The sequence below is a fragment of the Bacillus sp. JKS001846 genome, assembly GCF_900176455.1.
GTDB lineage: Bacteria > Bacillota > Bacilli > Bacillales > Bacillaceae_G > Bacillus_A > Bacillus_A cereus.
The window spans coordinates 162,973-182,465 of the sequence record NZ_FWYG01000001.1 but is presented as its reverse complement, the minus strand read 5'-3'; the positions used below and the strand labels follow the sequence as shown (position 1 = coordinate 182,465).

Below are 19,493 nucleotides of genomic sequence, written 5' to 3'. Positions count from 1 at the left end.
CCTTGATAGATGTAAATAACTTTGAATATATGAAGATTGGACTTGCTTCACCTGACAAGATTCGTTCTTGGTCATACGGTGAAGTTAAGAAACCAGAAACTATTAACTATCGTACGTTAAAGCCTGAAAAAGATGGCTTGTTCTGTGAGCGTATTTTCGGACCACAAAAGGACTGGGAATGTCATTGCGGAAAATACAAACGTGTACGTTATAAAGGTGTAGTTTGTGATCGATGTGGCGTTGAAGTAACGCGTGCAAAAGTACGTCGTGAACGTATGGGTCATATCGAATTAGCTGCTCCTGTATCTCATATTTGGTATTTCAAAGGTATCCCGAGCCGCATGGGACTTGTCTTAGACATGTCCCCTCGCGCGCTTGAAGAAGTAATTTATTTCGCTTCTTATGTTGTAACAGAAAGTGGAGATACACCACTTGATAAGAAGCAATTACTTTCTGAAAAAGAATACCGTGCATATCGTGATCGATATGGTAGCACATTCCAAGCTGCTATGGGTGCAGAAGCAATTAAAAAGCTACTACAAGACATCGATTTAGATAAAGAAGTAGACTTCTTAAAAGAAGAATTAAAAACAGCACAAGGACAACGTCGTACTCGTGCTATTAAACGTCTAGAAGTATTAGAAGCATTCCGTAACTCTGGAAATGAACCGTCTTGGATGATCTTAGATGTTCTACCAGTAATTCCACCAGAACTACGCCCAATGGTACAGTTAGACGGTGGACGTTTTGCTACTTCTGACTTAAACGACTTATACCGTCGTGTAATTAACCGTAACAATCGTTTAAAACGTCTATTGGACTTAGGTGCACCAAGCATCATCGTTCAAAACGAAAAACGTATGTTACAAGAAGCTGTAGACGCATTAATCGATAATGGTCGTCGTGGCCGTCCAGTTACTGGACCAGGTAACCGTCCATTAAAATCACTATCTCACATGCTTAAAGGTAAACAAGGACGTTTCCGTCAAAACTTATTAGGTAAACGTGTTGACTACTCTGGTCGTTCTGTAATCGTTGTAGGACCGAACTTAAAGATGTATCAATGTGGATTACCAAAAGAAATGGCGCTTGAACTGTTCAAACCTTTCGTAATGAAAGAGTTAGTTGAAAAAGGATTAGCACATAACATTAAGAGTGCGAAACGTAAAATCGAGCGTGTACAACCTGAAGTTTGGGACGTTTTAGAGTCTGTGATTAAAGAACATCCAGTACTTCTAAACCGCGCACCAACACTTCACCGTCTTGGTATCCAGGCGTTTGAACCTACATTAGTAGAAGGTCGCGCAATCCGTCTTCACCCACTTGTATGTACTGCATACAACGCGGACTTTGACGGTGACCAAATGGCCGTTCACGTACCTTTATCATCAGAAGCTCAAGCTGAAGCTCGTCTTCTTATGTTAGCGGCACAAAACATCTTGAACCCGAAAGACGGTAAACCAGTTGTTACTCCATCTCAGGATATGGTATTAGGTAACTATTACTTAACACTTGAGCGTGAAGGTGCAATCGGTGAAGGTATGGTCTTCAAAGATGCAAACGAAGCATTGCTTGCATATCAAAATGGATATGTTCATCTTCATACACGTGTTGCAGTAGCTGCAAGTGCAGTAAACAACGCAACATTTACTGAAGAGCAAAAGAGTATGCTTCTATTAACAACAGTTGGTAAATTAATATTTAACGAAATCTTACCAGAGTCGTTCCCTTATATTAATGAACCAACAAATTCAAACCTTGAAAAAGAAACACCAGCGAAATATTTCGTTGAAAAAGGTGCGAACATTAAAGAAATTATTGCTAGTCGCGAAGAAGTGGCGCCATTTAGCAAGAAAATCCTTGGTAACATCATTGCGGAAGTATTCAAACGTTTCCAAATTACAGAAACGTCTCGCATGCTTGACCGTATGAAAAACTTAGGATTCAAGTACTCTACAAAAGCTGGTATTACAGTTGGGGTATCTGACATTCTTGTATTAGGCGAAAAAGATGAAATTCTCCACGAAGCACAAGCAAAAGTAGATAATGTAATTAAACAATTCCGTCGCGGTTTAATCACGGAAGAAGAACGTTACGATCGCGTTATCTCTATTTGGAGTAATGCAAAAGATGTTATCCAAGGAAAACTGATGAAATCCTTGAATAAACGCAACCCAATCTTCATGATGAGTGACTCAGGTGCCCGTGGTAACGCATCTAACTTTACTCAGCTTGCTGGTATGCGTGGTCTTATGGCCAATCCATCTGGTCGTATCATCGAACTTCCAATCAAATCGAGTTTCCGTGAAGGTTTAACAGTACTTGAGTACTTCATCTCTACGCACGGTGCGCGTAAAGGTCTTGCTGATACAGCACTTAAAACTGCCGATTCTGGTTACTTAACACGTCGTCTTGTTGACGTTGCACAAGATGTAATCGTTCGTGAAGATGATTGTGGAACAGATCGCGGTTTATTAATCGGTGCGATTAAAGAGGGTAATGAAGTTATCGAGTCATTATATGATCGTCTTGTTGGACGTTTTGCAAGAAAAACTGTAAAACATCCTGAAACAGGTGAAGTATTAGTTGCTGAAAATCAATTAATTACTGAAGATATCGCTCATATCGTTGAAAATTCGGGTGTTGAAACTGTAAACATTCGTTCAGCGTTTACGTGTAACACTCGCCACGGTGTATGTAAGAAGTGTTACGGTCGTAACTTAGCAACTGGAACAGACGTAGAAGTAGGAGAAGCGGTAGGTATTATCGCAGCTCAATCTATCGGTGAGCCAGGTACACAGTTAACGATGCGTACATTCCATACAGGTGGGGTTGCCGGAGATGATATCACTCAAGGTTTACCTCGTATCCAAGAGATCTTCGAAGCTCGTAATCCGAAAGGTCAGGCAGTTATCAGTGAAATCGACGGTGTTATCGCAGCGATCAACGACGTTAAAGATCGCCAAGAAGTAGTTGTACAGGGTGAAGTTGAAGCTCGTACGTATGCTATTCCTTACGGTGCTCGTCTGAAAGTAACTCCAGGACAGCCAATTAGCCACGGTAAAGAGTTAACAGAAGGTTCTATTGATCCGAAAGAATTACTAAAAGTAACGGACATTACGGCGGTTCAAGAATACTTATTACGTGAAGTTCAAAAAGTATACCGTATGCAAGGGGTAGAAATTGGTGACAAACACGTAGAAGTAATGGTACGTCAAATGTTACGTAAAGTTCGTGTAAGTGATGCAGGTGAAACAGATGTATTACCAGGAACATTACTAGATATCCATCAGTTCACTGATGCGAATGCTAAGGTCTTACTGCAAGGTAAGCAACCAGCAACAGCTAGACCTGTTCTACTTGGTATTACAAAAGCTTCACTTGAAACAGATTCATTCTTATCTGCAGCATCGTTCCAAGAAACAACTCGTGTCTTAACTGATGCAGCAATTAAGGGTAAACGCGATGAACTTCTAGGATTAAAAGAAAATGTTATTATCGGTAAACTTGTTCCTGCTGGAACAGGTATGAATCGTTATCGCAAAGTGGATCTTGTAAAAACAACACAAGATGACATGAATGTAGAAAACGATGAGGTTTATGTGGAACAGTAAAATTTTCCGGCATAAATTTTGTATAAAAACAATTAATCTTAGTTGACATTGTATGAGTCAAAATGTTACTATAATCAAGGTTGCTCCTGAACGATGCTTTGGAGGATATTTATATGTCTTATCAAAAAGTATCAACTGCTGAAAATGTAGTCGTTGGTCATAAACGCACATTGGAGGCAATCAAAAATGGTACAGTTAAAGAAGTTGTCATCGCAGAGGATGCTGACATGCGGTTAACCCATGCTATCATTCGTGTTGCAATGCAATATAACGTGCCCATAACAAAAGTTGAATCAGTTCGTAAGCTTGGTAAAGCTTCGGGGATTCAAGTGGGAGCTTCAGCAATAGGAATAATAAGTTAAAACTGTTTTTGTGAGGAGAGAGCATTTGCTCTTCCTTGCAAAAACTTTGTTTTCAACTAATAATGAACCACCTGGATATGTGGTCATACAAACATGCGAAGGGAGGATAATCAAATGCCTACTATTAACCAATTAGTGAGAAATGGTCGTACTGATAAAGTATGGAAATCTAAATCACCTGCGTTAAACAAAGGTTTTAACTCTTTAAAGAAAAAATCAACTGATATCTCTGCACCTCAAAAACGTGGTGTATGTACTCGTGTTGGTACAATGACTCCAAAGAAACCTAACTCAGCGTTACGTAAATACGCTCGTGTACGTTTAACAAACGGTATCGAGGTTACAGCTTACATCCCAGGTATCGGTCATAACCTACAAGAGCATAGCGTAGTATTAATTCGCGGTGGTCGTGTAAAGGATTTACCGGGGGTACGTTACCACATCGTTCGTGGTGCGCTTGACACAGCTGGTGTTGACAAACGTATGCAAGGACGTTCTAAATATGGTACTAAGAGACCAAAACCTGCTAAAAAATAATAACTTTAAAATGAAAGGAGGAACTCAATATGCCTCGTAAAGGACCTGTTGCGAAACGTGACGTGTTACCAGATCCAATGTACAATTCGAAGCTAGTAACACGCCTTATCAACAAAATGATGGTTGACGGTAAAAAAGGTAAATCTCAAACAATTCTTTATAATGCGTTCGATATCGTAAACGAACGTACTGGTAAAGAGCCAATGGAAGTATTCGAGCAAGCTCTTAAGAACATCATGCCTGTTCTTGAAGTACGCGCTCGTCGTGTTGGTGGTGCTAACTACCAAGTTCCAGTTGAGGTTCGTCCAGAACGCCGTACAACTTTAGGTCTTCGTTGGTTAGTAAACTACGCTCGTCTTCGTGGTGAAAAAACTATGGAAGAGCGTCTTGCTAACGAAATCTTAGATGCAGCTAACAACGCTGGTGCATCTGTTAAGAAACGTGAAGACACTCATAAAATGGCAGAAGCTAACAAAGCATTTGCTCATTACCGTTGGTAGGATTCAACGTAAAATAAATGTAAGCATAAACCGCTTTATTTGTCGCTTATGGAAGTGTGGAGAGGGAGAATGCCTCTCCCTTTCATCGGGCGCTCGTTTTACATAATGAGAGTACTGGACATACTGACATGTGTAACAATATAAAGTGGCTTTTTTGCTACTTAAAATAAAAAAATCCAATCCATATATGGAAGGAGCAAGACACCAAATGGCAAGAGAGTTCTCTTTAGAAAACACTCGTAATATTGGTATCATGGCTCACATCGATGCTGGTAAAACAACAGCAACTGAGCGTATTCTGTACTACACAGGACGTATTCATAAAATCGGTGAAACTCACGAAGGTGCATCTCAGATGGACTGGATGGAGCAAGAGCAAGAGCGTGGTATCACAATTACTTCTGCTGCAACTACAGCACAATGGAAAGGTCATCGTGTAAACATCATTGATACTCCAGGACACGTAGATTTCACAGTAGAAGTAGAACGTTCTTTACGCGTACTTGATGGCGCTGTAGCAGTACTTGATGCGCAATCTGGTGTAGAACCACAAACAGAAACTGTTTGGCGTCAGGCTACTACTTACGGCGTACCTCGTATCGTATTCGTTAACAAAATGGATAAGATCGGTGCAGATTTCTTATACTCTGTAGGAACAATCCACGATCGTTTACAAGCAAACGCACATCCAATTCAGTTACCAATCGGTGCTGAAGATGAGTTCAATGGTATCATTGACCTTGTTGAAGAGTGTGCTTACATGTACGGTAACGATTTAGGAACAGACATTCAACGTGTTGAAATTCCTGAAGAGCACAAAGAATTAGCTGAAGAATACCGTGGAAAACTTATTGAAGCGGTAGCTGAGCTTGATGAAGAAATGATGATGAAGTACCTAGAAGGTGAAGAAATCACTGTAGAAGAGCTTAAAGCTGGTATCCGTAAGGCTACAACTTCTGTAGAATTCTTCCCAGTAATCTGTGGTTCTGCATTCAAAAACAAAGGTGTTCAAATTCTGTTAGACGCAGTTATCGACTACCTTCCATCTCCACTAGATGTACCTGCTATTAAAGGTACTCTACCGGATACAGATGAAGAAGTAGAACGTAAGTCTAGCGATGAAGAACCATTCGCAGCTTTAGCATTCAAAATCATGACTGACCCTTATGTTGGTAAGTTAACGTTCTTCCGTGTGTACTCTGGTGTGTTAAACTCTGGATCATACGTGAAAAACTCAACTAAAGGTAAGCGTGAGCGTGTAGGTCGTATCCTACAAATGCACGCTAACAGCCGTGAAGAGATTTCAACAGTTTACGCTGGTGATATCGCTGCTGCTGTAGGTTTAAAAGATACTACTACTGGTGATACTCTTTGTGACGAGAAGAGCCTTGTTATCCTTGAGTCTATGGAATTCCCAGAGCCAGTTATCTCTGTAGCTATCGAACCAAAATCTAAAGCTGACCAAGATAAAATGGGTACAGCATTATCTAAGCTTTCTGAAGAAGATCCAACATTCCGTGCTCACACTGACCAAGAAACTGGCCAAACTATCATCGCTGGTATGGGTGAACTTCACCTTGATATCATCGTTGACCGTATGCGTCGTGAATTCAAAGTGGAAGCAAACGTTGGTGCTCCTCAGGTAGCATACCGTGAGACTTTCCGCGCTGCTGCGAAAGTTGAAGGTAAGTTCGCTCGTCAATCTGGTGGTCGTGGACAATTCGGTCACGTTTGGATTGAGTTTGAACCTAACGAAGAAGGTAAAGGATTCGAATTCGAAAACAAGATCGTCGGTGGTGTAGTTCCTCGTGAATACATCCCAGCTGTTGGAGCAGGTCTTGAAGATGCACTTAAAAATGGTGTACTAGCTGGTTATCCACTAGTTGACATTAAAGCTGCATTAGTTGACGGATCTTACCATGATGTCGATTCATCTGAGATGGCGTTCAAAATCGCTGCATCTATGGCACTTAAAGCTGCGGTTTCTAAATGTAGCCCAGTAATTCTTGAGCCAATGATGAAAGTTGAAGTTGTAATTCCTGAAGAGTACATGGGTGACATTATGGGTGACGTAACATCTCGTCGTGGACGTGTAGAAGGTATGGAAGCTCGCGGTAACGCACAAGTTGTTCGCGCTATGGTTCCACTTTCTGAAATGTTCGGTTATGCAACGTCATTACGTTCTAACACTCAAGGACGCGGAACATTCTCTATGGTGTTTGACCACTATGAAGAAGTACCAAAGTCTGTTTCTGAAGAAATTATCAAAAAAAATAAAGGTGAATAATTGATTTTTATCGATTGTTCAAGTATAACTACTTATGTAAGCTTAGAAAGTGGGACGTAAGTTTCACTTTCTAGTCTAAATATAAAATAACCTATATAAACTAAGGAGGAATTTAGAATGGCTAAAGCTAAATTCGAACGTTCTAAACCCCATGTTAACATCGGTACAATCGGCCACGTTGACCATGGTAAAACTACATTAACTGCTGCGATCACTACAGTTCTTGCAAAAGCTGGTGGTGCTGAAGCACGCGGATACGATCAAATCGATGCTGCTCCAGAAGAAAGAGAGCGCGGTATCACAATCTCAACTGCACACGTTGAGTACGAAACTGAAACTCGTCACTATGCACACGTTGACTGCCCAGGTCACGCTGACTATGTTAAAAACATGATCACTGGTGCTGCTCAAATGGACGGCGGTATCTTAGTAGTATCTGCTGCTGATGGCCCAATGCCTCAAACACGTGAGCACATCCTTCTTTCTCGTCAAGTAGGTGTTCCTTACATCGTTGTATTCTTAAACAAATGCGACATGGTAGATGACGAAGAATTATTAGAATTAGTAGAAATGGAAGTTCGCGACCTATTATCTGAATACGGATTCCCAGGCGACGACATTCCTGTAATCAAAGGTTCTGCTCTTAAAGCTCTTCAAGGAGAAGCTGATTGGGAAGCAAAAATCATTGAATTAATGGCTGAAGTTGATGCTTACATCCCAACTCCAGAACGTGAAACTGACAAACCATTCTTAATGCCTGTAGAGGACGTATTCTCTATCACAGGTCGTGGTACAGTTGCTACTGGTCGTGTTGAGCGCGGTATCGTTAAAGTTGGTGACGTAGTAGAAATCATCGGTCTTGCTGAAGAAAATGCTTCTACAACTGTAACTGGTGTAGAGATGTTCCGTAAACTTCTTGACCAAGCTCAAGCTGGAGACAACATCGGTGCTTTACTTCGTGGGGTTGCTCGTGAAGACATCCAACGTGGACAAGTACTTGCAAAAAGCGGTTCTGTAAAAGCTCACGCTAAATTCAAAGCTGAAGTTTTCGTATTATCTAAAGAAGAAGGTGGACGTCACACTCCATTCTTCGCTAACTACCGTCCTCAGTTCTACTTCCGTACAACTGACGTAACTGGTATCATCCAATTACCAGAAGGTACTGAAATGGTAATGCCTGGTGACAACATCGAAATGACTATCGAACTTATCGCTCCAATCGCTATCGAAGAGGGAACTAAATTCTCTATTCGTGAAGGTGGACGTACAGTAGGTTACGGTGTAGTTGCTACTATCGTTGAGTAATCTTAACTGATATAAAAAAACCTAAGGGATTTTCCCTTAGGTTTTTTGTTTGCGTTTATATAAGGGAGAAGAGAGTGTTTTTTTGTTTTGACGAGTTTCTTCTATAGTAATATAAAAACAACAAAAGATAATCCAGAAACTGTAAAATGAATTCTGTTAGATGAAAACTTGAAATTCTTTAAAGTGCCATGTATAATAGCAAAAGTAGAGAAAAGCAGATGCAAACAAAAAGATGCTTGCATCTAGACGAATAACATTGTATAATAGACAATGTTGGTCTTTGACTGCGATGAAGTGGAAGGTTGCTGACACACCCGGCCGCTTTGCCATGGCATGGTGTGGGGAAATTTCCATGGAGAAGGTCTATTTTAGAAATAGGCGAACGAAGGAGGGAAAATAATGGCAAAAGAAAAAATTCGTATCCGTTTAAAAGCTTACGATCACCGTATTCTTGATCAGTCAGCTGAGAAAATTGTAGAAACAGCTAAGCGTTCTGGGGCAACAGTTTCTGGTCCGATCCCATTACCAACTGAAAAAACTGTTTACACAATTCTTCGTGCTGTTCATAAGTACAAAGATTCTCGTGAGCAATTCGAAATGCGCACGCACAAACGTCTAATCGACATCGTGAGTCCTACTCCGCAAACAGTAGATTCATTAATGCGTTTAGACTTACCATCTGGTGTAGATATCGAAATCAAACTATAATTTATATAACTTAAAAATGTAGGAGGTGTAACTCATGACCAAAGGAATCTTAGGAAGAAAGATCGGTATGACTCAAGTATTTGCTGAGAACGGTGAGTTAATCCCAGTAACAGTTATCGCTGCTAATCCAAACGTTGTTCTTCAAAAGAAAACAACTGAAACTGATGGCTACAATGCAATCCAGTTAGGATTTGAAGATAAACGTGAAAAGTTAACTAACAAACCTGAACAAGGCCACACTGCTAAAGCATCTACAACTCCTAAGCGCTTCATTCGCGAAATCCGCGATGCAGACGTGGACGGATTAGAGGTTGGTCAAGAGGTAAAAGTTGACGTATTCGCTACAGGTGAAATCGTTGATGTAACAGGAATTTCTAAAGGTAAAGGTTTCCAAGGTGTTATCAAACGCCACGGACAATCTCGCGGACCTATGTCTCATGGTTCTCGCTATCACCGTCGTCCAGGTTCAATGGGCCCAGTTGCTCCGAACCGTGTATTCAAAGGCAAAAAACTTGCTGGACGTATGGGTGGAGACCAAGTTACTATCCAAAACTTAGAAATCGTTCAAGTTGACACTGAGCGCAACTTATTACTAGTAAAAGGTAACGTTCCAGGTGCTAAGAAATCTCTTGTAGTTGTTCAAGGCGCTGTGAAGGTTAGCAAATAATTCACAATAGGAAGGAGGAATTCCAATGCCAAAAGTTACTGTATATAACCAAACTGGTTCACAGGTTGGTGAAATCGAATTAGCTGAAGCTATTTTCGGTATCGAACCAAATGAAGCTGTACTTTTCGAAGCTGTAATGATGCAACGTGCATCTTTACGTCAAGGTACACACAAAGTAAAAACTCGCTCTGAAGTTCGCGGTGGTGGTCGTAAACCATGGCGTCAAAAAGGAACTGGACGTGCTCGTCAAGGGTCTATCCGCTCTCCTCAATGGCGTGGTGGTGGTACGGTATTCGGACCTACACCAAGAAGCTATGCGTACAAACTTCCTAAGAAAGTTCGTCGTTTAGCAATCAAATCTGCATTAGCTACTAAAGTAGTTGAGAACAACATTGTAGTTCTTGAAGACCTAGTGTTAAATGCACCAAAAACAAAAGATATGCTAGCAGTACTTAAAGGATTAACTGTTGAGAAGAAAGCTCTTATCGTAACTGCTGATGCAAACGAATCTGTAGAGTTATCTGCTCGCAATATCCCTGGAGTAACAGTAATCACTGCTGATGGCGTAAACGTTTTAGACGTGCTTCATCATGATAAGCTAATCATGACAAAAGCGGCAGTGGAAAAAGTAGAGGAGGTGCTTGCATAATGAGAGATCCTCGTGATATCATTAAGCGCCCAGTTATCACTGAACGTTCTATGGAAATGATGGCTGAAAAAAAATACACGTTCGATGTGGACGTTAAATCTAATAAAACAGAAGTTAAAGATGCTCTTGAAGCGATCTTTGGTGTTAAAGTAGAAAAAGTGAACATCATGAACTACAAGCCGAAAGCAAAACGCGTTGGTCGTCACGCTGGTTTTACTAGCCGTCGTCGTAAAGCAATCGTTAAGCTAACTGCTGACAGCAAAGAAATCGAAATCTTCCAAGGCGTTTAATTCTTACTAAAGAAGGAGGGAAATTGAGATGGGAATCAAAAAGTATAATCCAACTACTAACGGTCGTCGTAATATGACTACGAATGATTTCGCTGAAATCACGACTGATAGACCCGAAAAGTCATTACTTGCTCCTTTAAGCAAGAAGGCTGGTCGTAATAACCAAGGTAAAATCACTGTACGTCATCAAGGTGGCGGACATAAGCGTCAATACCGTATCATCGACTTTAAGCGTAACAAAGATGGAATTCCAGGACGCGTTGCTACGATCGAATACGATCCAAACCGCTCTGCGAATATCGCATTAATTAACTACGTTGACGGTGAAAAACGTTACATTCTTGCTCCTAAATCTTTAGAAGTAGGTATGGAAGTTATGTCTGGCCCAGAAGCTGACATTAAAATCGGTAACGCATTACCATTAATCAACATTCCAGTAGGTACTGTTGTTCATAACATCGAGCTTAAGCCTGGTCGTGGCGGACAATTAGTTCGTTCTGCTGGTACATCTGCTCAAGTACTTGGTAAAGAAGGTAAATACGTACTTGTACGTTTAACTTCTGGTGAAGTACGTCTTGTATTATCTGCTTGTCGCGCTTCAATCGGTCAAGTAGGTAACGAACAACACGAACTTATCAAAATCGGTAAAGCAGGTCGCTCTCGCTGGTTAGGTAAACGCCCAACAGTTCGTGGTTCTGTAATGAACCCGGTTGATCACCCACACGGTGGTGGTGAAGGACGTTCTCCAATCGGACGTAAGTCTCCAATGTCTCCATGGGGTAAACCAACTCTTGGATTCAAGACTCGTAAGAAAAACAAAGCGTCTGACAAATTCATCGTTCGTCGTCGTAAAAAATAATGGGATTGTAGTACGGTTCATTTCTAGAACCGTACGCCAATCACGAAGGGAGGCACCAAAATGGCTCGTAGCTTAAAAAAAGGACCATTTGTCGATGATCACTTAATGAGCAAAATGGAAAAATTAGTTGCATCTGAGCAAAAACAAGTTGTTAAAACTTGGTCTCGCCGTTCAACAATCTTCCCTCAGTTCATCGGACACACAATCGCTGTATATGATGGTCGTAAACACGTACCTGTGTACATCACTGAGGATATGGTTGGCCATAAGTTAGGTGAATTCGCACCAACTCGTACGTACAAAGGTCACCTTGCTGACGATAAGAAAACTAGAAGATAATGAGAGGAGGCACTTCAATGCAAGCTAAAGCAGTAGCGAGAACAGTTCGTATTGCTCCTCGTAAAGTTCGTTTAGTAGTAGACTTAATCCGAGGTAAGCAAGTGGGTGAAGCGATTGCTATCCTTAACCACACACCAAAAACTGCTTCTCCAGTTGTAGAAAAAGTTTTAAAATCTGCAATCGCAAATGCAGAGCACAATTATGAGATGGACATTAACAACCTAGTTGTAGAAAAAGTTTTCGTTGACGAAGGTCCAACGTTAAAACGTTTCCGTCCACGTGCAATGGGTCGTGCAAGCCAAATTAACAAACGCACAAGCCACATCACAGTTGTGGTATCAGAAAAGAAGGAGGGATAATCGATGGGTCAAAAGGTTAATCCAATTGGTCTTCGTGTCGGCGTTATCCGTGACTGGGAATCTCGTTGGTTCGCTGAGAAAGATTACGCTACATTATTACATGAAGACATCAAAATCCGTGAGTACATTAATGTACGCTTAAAAGATTCTGCTGTTGCTAAAGTAGAAATCGAACGTGCAGCAAATCGTGTAAATGTTACAATTCACACTGCAAAACCTGGTATGGTAATTGGTAAAGGTGGTACTGAAGTTGAAGCACTTCGTAAAGCTCTTAACCAATTAACAGGCAAGCGTGTACACATCAACATTTTAGAAGTTAAGAGAGCTGATCTTAACGCTAAATTAGTAGGCGAAAACATCGCTCGTCAATTAGAAAACCGTGTATCATTCCGTCGTGCACAAAAGCAAGTTATTCAACGTGCTATGCGTGCAGGTGCTAAAGGTATTAAAACACAGGTTTCTGGTCGTCTTGGCGGAGCTGATATCGCTCGTGCAGAATCTTACAGTGAAGGAACTGTTCCACTTCATACACTTCGCGCTGATATTGACTATGCAGCAGTTGAAGCTGATACAACATACGGTAAATTAGGCGTAAAAGTATGGATCTACCGTGGAGAAGTCCTTCCTACAAAAAAGAAAGCTTCTGAGGAAGGAGGAAAATAATATGTTAATGCCAAAACGCGTAAAATATCGTAGAGAGCATCGTGGTAAAATGCGTGGTCGTGCTAAAGGTGGAACTGAAATTGCTTTCGGTGAATTCGGTTTACAAGCACAAGCTGCTTCATGGATTACAAACCGTCAAATCGAAGCTGCTCGTCGTGCAATGACTCGTTACATGAAACGTGGCGGTAAAGTATGGATTAAAATTTTCCCTTCTAAACCTTACACTGCAAAACCTCTAGAAGTACGTATGGGTTCCGGTAAAGGGGCACCAGAAGGCTGGGTAGCAGTAGTAAAACCTGGGAAAATTATGTTCGAAATCGCGGGTGTATCTGAAGAGGTAGCACGCGAAGCATTACGTCTTGCAGCTCACAAGTTACCTGTGAAATGTAAATTCGTAAAACGTGAAGAAAATGGTGGTGAATCTAATGAAAACTAATGATATTCGTGAATTAACCACTGCCGAAATCGAAACAAAAGTTAAAGCTTTAAAGGAAGAGTTGTTTAATCTTCGCTTCCAACTTGCTACAGGACAATTAGAGAATCCAACTCGCATTCGTGAAGTGCGTAAAGCAATTGCTCGTATGAAAACTGTAGTTCGTGAAAGAGAGATCGGAATTAATCGATAAATTGAGGGGAGGTTTGCATAGTGAGCGAACGTAACCAACGCAAAGTTTATACTGGTCGTGTAGTGTCTGACAAAATGGACAAAACGATTACAGTTTTAGTTGAAACTTACAAAACTCATTCCTTGTACGGAAAACGTGTTAAGTATTCTAAGAAGTACAAAGCCCATGATGAGCAAAACCAAGCGAAACTTGGCGATATCGTTAAAATCATGGAAACTCGCCCGCTTTCTGCTACTAAGCGTTTCCGTTTAGTTGAAATCGTTGAAGAAGCGGTTATTATCTAAATAGACGAATCGGAATTTTTAGTCCGAAGGGAGGTTTCATAACATGATCCAACAAGAATCTCGTTTGAAAGTTGCTGACAACTCTGGTGCACGTGAACTTTTAACAATTAAAGTATTAGGCGGCTCTGGGCGTAAATATGCTAACATTGGTGACATTATCGTTGCTACGGTAAAACAAGCAACACCAGGTGGCGTTGTTAAAAAAGGTGACGTTGTTAAAGCAGTAGTGGTACGTACGAAGAGCGGAGCTCGTCGTCCGGACGGTTCTTACATCAAATTTGATGAAAACGCAGCGGTTATCATTAAAGACGATAAGAGCCCACGTGGTACTCGTATCTTCGGACCAGTAGCTCGTGAATTACGTGATAGCAACTTCATGAAGATCGTTTCTTTAGCTCCAGAAGTTCTATAATTTAAGGTATTGCCTTGCTAAGGAGGTGCAGAATTAAGATGCATGTAAAAAAAGGTGATAAAGTACAGGTAATCACTGGTAAAGACAAAGGAAAACAAGGCGTTATCCTTGTGGCTTTCCCAAAGCAAAACCGTGTTATCGTTGAGGGTGTCAATATCGTTAAGAAGCACTCTAAGCCATCTCAATTAAATCCACAAGGTGGAATTATTACTAAAGAAGCACCTATTCACGTTTCTAACGTTATGATTTTAGATCCGAAAACAGGTGAACCTACTCGTGTAGGCTTCAAAGTAGAAGATGGTAAAAAAGTTCGTATTGCAAAAAAATCTGGTGAATTATTAGATAAATAATTTTCTTAAGAAAGGAGGTCACTTCATTGAATCGCCTTAAAGAGAAGTTCCAAAAGGAAATTACTCCTGCTCTAGTGAGCAAGTTTAACTATAAATCTGTAATGCAGGTACCAAAAATCGAAAAGATCGTAATCAACACTGGTGTTGGTGACGCGGTATCTAACTCAAAAGCGTTAGACAACGCAGTAGAAGAATTAACACAAATCACAGGTCAAAAACCTGTTGTAACTCGTGCTAAAAAATCAATCGCTGGTTTCCGTCTTCGTGAAGGTATGCCAATCGGTGCGAAAGTAACTTTACGCGGCGAGCAAATGTATGAGTTCTTCGACAAATTAGTATCAGTTTCTTTACCACGTGTACGTGATTTCCGTGGTGTTTCTAAGAAATCATTCGATGGTCGTGGAAACTATACATTAGGTGTTAAAGAGCAACTTATTTTCCCTGAGATTGATTATGATAAAGTAAGCAAAGTCCGCGGTATGGACATCGTAATCGTTACTACAGCGAAAACTGATGAAGAAGCTCGTGAACTTTTAACACAATTCGGTATGCCATTCCAAAAATAATGGAAGCCAACGCTAAGTAGAGGAGGCGAAAACGTGGCTAAAAAATCTATGATAGCGAAACAAAAGCGTACTCCTAAGTTTAAAGTACAAGAGTATACACGTTGCGAACGCTGCGGTCGTCCGCATTCTGTATACCGCAAATTTAAACTTTGCCGTATTTGTTTCCGTGAACTTGCATATAAAGGTCAAATTCCTGGTGTTAAAAAAGCTAGTTGGTAAAACCCACAAATGGGAAGGAGGTAAAACACATGGTGATGACAGATCCAATTGCAGACATGCTTACTCGCATCCGTAATGCGAACATGGTACGTCATGAGAAATTAGAGGTTCCTGCTTCTAAAATCAAAAAAGAGATCGCTGAACTTTTAAAACGTGAAGGTTTCATTCGTGATGTAGAATACATCGAGGATAACAAACAAGGTATCCTTCGTATTTTCCTGAAATATGGTGCAAACAATGAACGTGTAATCACTGGATTAAAACGTATCAGTAAACCTGGCTTACGCGTTTACGCTAAAGCTGACGAAGTACCACGTGTACTTAACGGATTAGGTATCGCTCTTGTTTCTACATCTAAGGGAGTAATGACAGACAAAGACGCTCGTCAATTACAAACTGGTGGAGAAGTAGTAGCATACGTTTGGTAATATATATTTAAAACGAACGGAGGTGTGACCACATGTCTCGTATTGGTAAAAAGATTCTTGAAATCCCTGCAGGTGTTACTATTACAGTTGCAGAAGACAATACTGTAACAGTAAAAGGCCCTAAAGGTGAATTAACTCGTACTTTCAATGCTGATATGCTTATCAAAATTGAAGAGAATACATTAACAGTTGAGCGTCCATCTGAACAGAAGGAACACCGTGCATTACACGGTACAACTCGTGCTTTAATCGGAAACATGGTTGAAGGTGTAACTGAAGGTTTCGCACGCGGACTTGAATTAGTCGGTGTTGGTTACCGTGCTCAAAAACAAGGTGATAAACTTGTATTAAGCGTAGGTTATTCTCATCCAGTAGAAATGACTCCGGAAGCAGGTCTTGAAGTTGAAGTACCTGCACCAACTAAGATCGTAATTAAAGGTATCGACAAGCAACGTGTTGGCGAATTCGCTGCTAACATCCGTGCTGTACGTGCTCCTGAGCCTTACAAAGGTAAAGGTATTCGTTACGAAGGCGAAGTTGTTCGTCGTAAAGAAGGTAAAACTGCTAAGTAAACCCGTTAGGTGAGAGAAAGGAGTGACAAGAATGATCACTAAAGCTGATAAAAATGCGACTCGTAAGAAAAGACATGCACGTGTACGTGCTAAACTTACTGGTACTGCAGAGCGTCCACGTTTAAACGTGTTCCGTTCTAACCAACATATTTACGCTCAAGTTATTGATGATGTGAATGGTGTAACGTTAGTAAGTGCATCTACTCTTGATAAAGACCTTGCTCTTAACGGTACTAGCAATATTGAAGCTGCTACGAAAGTTGGAGAATCAGTTGCTAAGCGTGCTGTAGAGAAAGGCGTTAAAGAAGTAGTATTTGATCGCGGTGGTTACTTATACCATGGCCGTGTTAAAGCTCTAGCTGAAGCTGCTCGTGAGGCTGGATTACAATTTTAATGGTCAAAGGAGGGAAAATTGATGCATCGCATTGACCCAAGTAAATTAGAACTTGAAGAACGTGTAGTTACGATAAATCGTGTCGCGAAAGTTGTTAAGGGTGGTCGTCGTTTCCGCTTTGCTGCACTAGTTGTAGTTGGCGATAAAAACGGTCATGTTGGATTCGGTACTGGTAAAGCACAAGAGGTACCAGACGCAATCCGTAAAGCTATCGAAGACGCTAAGAAAAACTTAATCGCTGTACCATTAGTTGGTACAACAATTCCACACACAATCAACGGTCATTTTGGCGCTGGTGAAGTATTCTTAAAACCTGCTGCTGAGGGTACTGGTGTTATTGCTGGTGGACCTGTTCGTGCGGTCCTTGAATTAGCTGGTGTACAAGATATTCTTTCGAAATCTCTTGGTTCTAACACACCAATCAACATGATTCGCGCTACTGTGAACGGATTAAGCGAACTTAAGCGCGCTGAAGATGTTGCAAAATTACGCGGTAAATCTGTAGAAGAGCTACTAGGTTAAGGAGGGAAAACAAATGGCGAAAAAGTTAGAAATTACCCTCACTCGTAGTGTAATTGGTCGTCCACAAGATCAACGTGCGACGGTAGAAGCTTTAGGTCTTAAAAAGTTGAATTCAACTGTAGTTAAGGAAGAAACTCCTGCTATTCTTGGTATGATCAACAAAGTTTCTCACCTTGTAACTGTAAAAGAAGCTTAAGGATAACTCATTAATATAAGGAGGTGCCTGGGAATGAAACTTCATGAATTAAAACCTGCAGAAGGTTCTCGTAAAGTACGTAACCGTGTCGGTCGTGGTATCGGTTCTGGTAACGGTAAAACTGCTGGTAAAGGTCATAAAGGACAAAACGCACGTTCTGGCGGCGGTGTTCGTCTTGGCTTCGAAGGTGGTCAAACTCCATTATTCCGTCGTTTACCAAAACGCGGCTTCACAAACATTAACCGTAAAGAGTTTGCTATTGTAAACTTATCAACGTTAAATCGTTTTGAAGATGGTACAGAAGTAACACCTGAATTATTGCTGGAAACTGGCGTTATCAGCAAGTTAAACGACGGTGTTAAAGTTCTTGCAAGCGGAGCAGTAGAGAAAAAACTAACTGTTAAAGCGCACAAGTTCTCTTCAAGTGCTAAAGAAGCAATTGAAGCAGCTGGCGGATCAGTTGAGGTGATCTAATGTTTCGTACAATCTCCAACTTTATGCGCGTTGCTGAGATAAGACGTAAAATATTATTCACTTTAGCGATGTTAATCGTATTCAGGATTGGCACGTTTATCCCCGTGCCATTTACAAATGGAGACGTACTGAAGGCACAAGATCAATTAAATGCTTTAGGTATTCTAAATACATTTGGCGGTGGAGCCTTGAAAAACTTCTCCATCTTTGCGATGGGAATCATGCCGTATATTACAGCATCCATCATCGTGCAATTATTGCAGATGGATGTTGTTCCTAAATTTTCGGAATGGTCGAAGCAAGGTGAAATGGGCCGTCGTAAATTAACGCAATTCACGCGTTACTTTACAATTGTTCTTGCGTTTATTCAGGGGTTTGGTATGTCAATCGGTTTTAACGGTATGGTAGGTGGACAATTAATTTTGAATCCAGGTTGGAGCACTTATTTATACATTGCTACGGTACTGACTGCTGGTACTGCATTTTTAATGTGGTTAGGTGAACAGATTACAGCTAAAGGTGTAGGTAATGGTATTTCCATCCTTATCTTTGGCGGTATTGCCGCAGCGATCCCAAGTGTTATATCTCAAGTGTATCAGCAACAGTTTCAAAATATCGGAGATCAATTGTTCATGAGTATCGTTAAAGTTGCATTGATTTTACTAGCTGTGCTAGCAGTTATTGTGGGTGTTATTTTCATTCAACAGGCTGTTAGAAAGATCCCAATTCAATATGCGAAGCGTGTAACAGGAGGAAATGGTGGTTATGCTGGAGCACAAAACACACATTTACCGCTTAAGGTAAATAGTGCTGGTGTTATTCCAGTAATTTTTGCTGTTTCATTCTTAATTACGCCTCCGACTATTGCACAGTTCTTCCCGAAACATGATGTATCGCAGTGGATTATTGCAAACTTTAACTATTCTCACCCAGTGGGAATGATCATATATGTTGCGCTCATTGTAGCCTTCACATATTTCTATGCATTTGTTCAGGTTAATCCAGAGCAAATGTCAGAGAATCTAAACAAGCAAGGTGGATATGTTCCAGGTATTCGTCCGGGTAAGAATACGGAACAATATCTAACAAAAATCTTGTATCGTTTGACCTTTGTAGGATCAATTTTCCTAGCAGCGATTGCAATCTTACCAGTTATCTTTACGAAATTGGGAAATCTTCCTCCATCTGCACAGATCGGTGGAACGAGTATGTTAATCGTTGTCGGCGTTGCTTTAGAAACAATGAAGCAGCTAGAAAGCCAACTGGTAAAACGCCATTACAAAGGGTTTATCAAGCAGTGAGTAAGTGGGA

General features: G+C 40.8%; 28 protein-coding genes. All 28 read left to right on the top strand.

Annotated features, from left to right (window positions below; all coding sequences use genetic code 11):
• Positions 1-2: 2 nt before the first annotated feature.
• The gene (gene rpoC, locus B9A45_RS01085; protein ID WP_000567939.1) at positions 3-3,614 is read left to right on the top strand and encodes a DNA-directed RNA polymerase subunit beta'; all 3,612 of its coding nucleotides are present in this window, start codon (positions 3-5) and stop codon (positions 3,612-3,614) included.
• A gap of 113 nt (positions 3,615-3,727) precedes the next feature.
• Positions 3,728-3,976, top strand: a complete 249-nt coding sequence (locus B9A45_RS01080; RefSeq protein WP_000121837.1) for a 50S ribosomal protein L7ae-like protein — start codon at positions 3,728-3,730, stop codon at positions 3,974-3,976.
• Positions 3,977-4,090: 114 nt separating this feature from the next.
• Complete coding sequence (rpsL, locus tag B9A45_RS01075; protein ID WP_001142341.1) at positions 4,091-4,513, top strand: 30S ribosomal protein S12; 423 nt, start codon at positions 4,091-4,093, stop codon at positions 4,511-4,513.
• A gap of 29 nt (positions 4,514-4,542) precedes the next feature.
• Complete coding sequence (gene rpsG / locus B9A45_RS01070; RefSeq protein ID WP_001137491.1) at positions 4,543-5,013, top strand: 30S ribosomal protein S7; 471 nt, start codon at positions 4,543-4,545, stop codon at positions 5,011-5,013.
• A 208-nt stretch (positions 5,014-5,221) separates the two neighbouring features.
• Positions 5,222-7,300 (top strand): elongation factor G, encoded by a 2,079-nt coding sequence (gene fusA / locus B9A45_RS01065; RefSeq protein WP_000090370.1) that lies wholly within the window; start codon positions 5,222-5,224, stop codon positions 7,298-7,300.
• Between the two features lie 117 nt (positions 7,301-7,417).
• Entirely contained in the window at positions 7,418-8,605 is a 1,188-nt protein-coding gene (gene tuf / locus B9A45_RS01060; RefSeq protein WP_001029614.1) for an elongation factor Tu, read from the top strand.
• 399 nt (positions 8,606-9,004) lie between these two features.
• Complete coding sequence (gene rpsJ, locus B9A45_RS01050) at positions 9,005-9,313, top strand: 30S ribosomal protein S10 (protein WP_001040596.1); 309 nt, start codon at positions 9,005-9,007, stop codon at positions 9,311-9,313.
• 34 nt (positions 9,314-9,347) lie between these two features.
• On the top strand, positions 9,348-9,980 hold the full coding sequence (rplC, locus tag B9A45_RS01045; protein WP_000160207.1) for a 50S ribosomal protein L3: 633 nt from the start codon (positions 9,348-9,350) through the stop codon (positions 9,978-9,980).
• Between the two features lie 25 nt (positions 9,981-10,005).
• Positions 10,006-10,629, top strand: coding sequence for a 50S ribosomal protein L4 (rplD, locus tag B9A45_RS01040; protein ID WP_001127258.1), 624 nt, complete (start codon positions 10,006-10,008; stop codon positions 10,627-10,629).
• The gene (gene rplW, locus B9A45_RS01035; protein WP_001205558.1) at positions 10,629-10,919 is read left to right on the top strand and encodes a 50S ribosomal protein L23; all 291 of its coding nucleotides are present in this window, start codon (positions 10,629-10,631) and stop codon (positions 10,917-10,919) included. Before rplD ends, rplW begins: the two co-directional genes overlap by 1 nt.
• A 28-nt stretch (positions 10,920-10,947) precedes the next feature.
• Positions 10,948-11,778, top strand: a complete 831-nt coding sequence (gene rplB, locus B9A45_RS01030; protein WP_000511583.1) for a 50S ribosomal protein L2 — start codon at positions 10,948-10,950, stop codon at positions 11,776-11,778.
• A gap of 60 nt (positions 11,779-11,838) precedes the next feature.
• Positions 11,839-12,117, top strand: coding sequence for a 30S ribosomal protein S19 (gene rpsS / locus B9A45_RS01025; protein WP_000124454.1), 279 nt, complete (start codon positions 11,839-11,841; stop codon positions 12,115-12,117).
• 17 nt (positions 12,118-12,134) lie between these two features.
• A complete protein-coding gene (gene rplV / locus B9A45_RS01020; RefSeq protein WP_001148024.1) occupies positions 12,135-12,476 on the top strand; it encodes a 50S ribosomal protein L22 in 342 nt (113 codons plus the stop codon).
• A 3-nt stretch (positions 12,477-12,479) separates the two neighbouring features.
• Positions 12,480-13,139 carry a 30S ribosomal protein S3 gene (gene rpsC, locus B9A45_RS01015; protein ID WP_000529956.1) on the top strand — a complete coding sequence of 220 codons (660 nt, stop codon included), beginning with the start codon at positions 12,480-12,482 and terminating at the stop codon, positions 13,137-13,139.
• A gap of 1 nt (position 13,140) precedes the next feature.
• Positions 13,141-13,575, top strand: coding sequence for a 50S ribosomal protein L16 (gene rplP / locus B9A45_RS01010; protein ID WP_000928969.1), 435 nt, complete (start codon positions 13,141-13,143; stop codon positions 13,573-13,575).
• Entirely contained in the window at positions 13,565-13,765 is a 201-nt protein-coding gene (rpmC, locus tag B9A45_RS01005; protein ID WP_000855718.1) for a 50S ribosomal protein L29, read from the top strand. The genes rplP and rpmC overlap by 11 nt, the downstream gene beginning before the upstream one ends.
• Before the next feature lie 20 nt (positions 13,766-13,785).
• A complete protein-coding gene (gene rpsQ, locus B9A45_RS01000; protein WP_000004106.1) occupies positions 13,786-14,049 on the top strand; it encodes a 30S ribosomal protein S17 in 264 nt (87 codons plus the stop codon).
• A 43-nt stretch (positions 14,050-14,092) separates the two neighbouring features.
• Positions 14,093-14,461, top strand: a complete 369-nt coding sequence (gene rplN / locus B9A45_RS00995) for a 50S ribosomal protein L14 (protein WP_000615912.1) — start codon at positions 14,093-14,095, stop codon at positions 14,459-14,461.
• Positions 14,462-14,499: 38 nt separating this feature from the next.
• Complete coding sequence (gene rplX / locus B9A45_RS00990) at positions 14,500-14,811, top strand: 50S ribosomal protein L24 (protein ID WP_000558200.1); 312 nt, start codon at positions 14,500-14,502, stop codon at positions 14,809-14,811.
• Positions 14,812-14,837: 26 nt separating this feature from the next.
• Positions 14,838-15,377 carry a 50S ribosomal protein L5 gene (gene rplE, locus B9A45_RS00985; protein WP_001080831.1) on the top strand — a complete coding sequence of 180 codons (540 nt, stop codon included), beginning with the start codon at positions 14,838-14,840 and terminating at the stop codon, positions 15,375-15,377.
• 33 nt (positions 15,378-15,410) lie between these two features.
• Complete coding sequence (gene rpsN, locus B9A45_RS00980; protein ID WP_001085700.1) at positions 15,411-15,596, top strand: 30S ribosomal protein S14; 186 nt, start codon at positions 15,411-15,413, stop codon at positions 15,594-15,596.
• Between the two features lie 29 nt (positions 15,597-15,625).
• Entirely contained in the window at positions 15,626-16,024 is a 399-nt protein-coding gene (gene rpsH / locus B9A45_RS00975) for a 30S ribosomal protein S8 (RefSeq protein ID WP_000245511.1), read from the top strand.
• Positions 16,025-16,056: 32 nt separating this feature from the next.
• The gene (gene rplF / locus B9A45_RS00970) at positions 16,057-16,596 is read left to right on the top strand and encodes a 50S ribosomal protein L6 (RefSeq protein WP_000086558.1); all 540 of its coding nucleotides are present in this window, start codon (positions 16,057-16,059) and stop codon (positions 16,594-16,596) included.
• A 31-nt stretch (positions 16,597-16,627) separates the two neighbouring features.
• Positions 16,628-16,990, top strand: coding sequence for a 50S ribosomal protein L18 (rplR, locus tag B9A45_RS00965; RefSeq protein WP_000628816.1), 363 nt, complete (start codon positions 16,628-16,630; stop codon positions 16,988-16,990).
• A gap of 21 nt (positions 16,991-17,011) precedes the next feature.
• Positions 17,012-17,512 carry a 30S ribosomal protein S5 gene (rpsE, locus tag B9A45_RS00960; RefSeq protein WP_000554646.1) on the top strand — a complete coding sequence of 167 codons (501 nt, stop codon included), beginning with the start codon at positions 17,012-17,014 and terminating at the stop codon, positions 17,510-17,512.
• A 13-nt stretch (positions 17,513-17,525) separates the two neighbouring features.
• Positions 17,526-17,708, top strand: coding sequence for a 50S ribosomal protein L30 (rpmD, locus tag B9A45_RS00955; protein WP_001085234.1), 183 nt, complete (start codon positions 17,526-17,528; stop codon positions 17,706-17,708).
• A gap of 33 nt (positions 17,709-17,741) precedes the next feature.
• A complete protein-coding gene (gene rplO, locus B9A45_RS00950; protein WP_000766081.1) occupies positions 17,742-18,182 on the top strand; it encodes a 50S ribosomal protein L15 in 441 nt (146 codons plus the stop codon).
• The gene (gene secY, locus B9A45_RS00945) at positions 18,182-19,483 is read left to right on the top strand and encodes a preprotein translocase subunit SecY (RefSeq protein WP_000490117.1); all 1,302 of its coding nucleotides are present in this window, start codon (positions 18,182-18,184) and stop codon (positions 19,481-19,483) included. The genes rplO and secY overlap by 1 nt, the downstream gene beginning before the upstream one ends.
• The last annotated feature ends 10 nt before the right edge of the window (positions 19,484-19,493 follow it).

Coding starts and splice junctions, on each gene's coding strand:
- B9A45_RS01080 (WP_000121837.1), top strand. CDS start 3,728: ATGTCTTATCAAAAAGTATCAACTGCTGAAAATGTAGTCGTTGGTCAT.
- rpsL (WP_001142341.1), top strand. CDS start 4,091: ATGCCTACTATTAACCAATTAGTGAGAAATGGTCGTACTGATAAAGTA.
- rpsG (WP_001137491.1), top strand. CDS start 4,543: ATGCCTCGTAAAGGACCTGTTGCGAAACGTGACGTGTTACCAGATCCA.
- fusA (WP_000090370.1), top strand. CDS start 5,222: ATGGCAAGAGAGTTCTCTTTAGAAAACACTCGTAATATTGGTATCATG.
- tuf (WP_001029614.1), top strand. CDS start 7,418: ATGGCTAAAGCTAAATTCGAACGTTCTAAACCCCATGTTAACATCGGT.
- rpsJ (WP_001040596.1), top strand. CDS start 9,005: ATGGCAAAAGAAAAAATTCGTATCCGTTTAAAAGCTTACGATCACCGT.
- rplC (WP_000160207.1), top strand. CDS start 9,348: ATGACCAAAGGAATCTTAGGAAGAAAGATCGGTATGACTCAAGTATTT.
- rplD (WP_001127258.1), top strand. CDS start 10,006: ATGCCAAAAGTTACTGTATATAACCAAACTGGTTCACAGGTTGGTGAA.
- rplW (WP_001205558.1), top strand. CDS start 10,629: ATGAGAGATCCTCGTGATATCATTAAGCGCCCAGTTATCACTGAACGT.
- rplB (WP_000511583.1), top strand. CDS start 10,948: ATGGGAATCAAAAAGTATAATCCAACTACTAACGGTCGTCGTAATATG.
- rpsS (WP_000124454.1), top strand. CDS start 11,839: ATGGCTCGTAGCTTAAAAAAAGGACCATTTGTCGATGATCACTTAATG.
- rplV (WP_001148024.1), top strand. CDS start 12,135: ATGCAAGCTAAAGCAGTAGCGAGAACAGTTCGTATTGCTCCTCGTAAA.
- rpsC (WP_000529956.1), top strand. CDS start 12,480: ATGGGTCAAAAGGTTAATCCAATTGGTCTTCGTGTCGGCGTTATCCGT.
- rplP (WP_000928969.1), top strand. CDS start 13,141: ATGTTAATGCCAAAACGCGTAAAATATCGTAGAGAGCATCGTGGTAAA.
- rpmC (WP_000855718.1), top strand. CDS start 13,565: ATGAAAACTAATGATATTCGTGAATTAACCACTGCCGAAATCGAAACA.
- rplN (WP_000615912.1), top strand. CDS start 14,093: ATGATCCAACAAGAATCTCGTTTGAAAGTTGCTGACAACTCTGGTGCA.
- rplX (WP_000558200.1), top strand. CDS start 14,500: ATGCATGTAAAAAAAGGTGATAAAGTACAGGTAATCACTGGTAAAGAC.
- rpsH (WP_000245511.1), top strand. CDS start 15,626: ATGGTGATGACAGATCCAATTGCAGACATGCTTACTCGCATCCGTAAT.
- rplF (WP_000086558.1), top strand. CDS start 16,057: ATGTCTCGTATTGGTAAAAAGATTCTTGAAATCCCTGCAGGTGTTACT.
- rplR (WP_000628816.1), top strand. CDS start 16,628: ATGATCACTAAAGCTGATAAAAATGCGACTCGTAAGAAAAGACATGCA.
- rpsE (WP_000554646.1), top strand. CDS start 17,012: ATGCATCGCATTGACCCAAGTAAATTAGAACTTGAAGAACGTGTAGTT.
- rpmD (WP_001085234.1), top strand. CDS start 17,526: ATGGCGAAAAAGTTAGAAATTACCCTCACTCGTAGTGTAATTGGTCGT.
- rplO (WP_000766081.1), top strand. CDS start 17,742: ATGAAACTTCATGAATTAAAACCTGCAGAAGGTTCTCGTAAAGTACGT.
- secY (WP_000490117.1), top strand. CDS start 18,182: ATGTTTCGTACAATCTCCAACTTTATGCGCGTTGCTGAGATAAGACGT.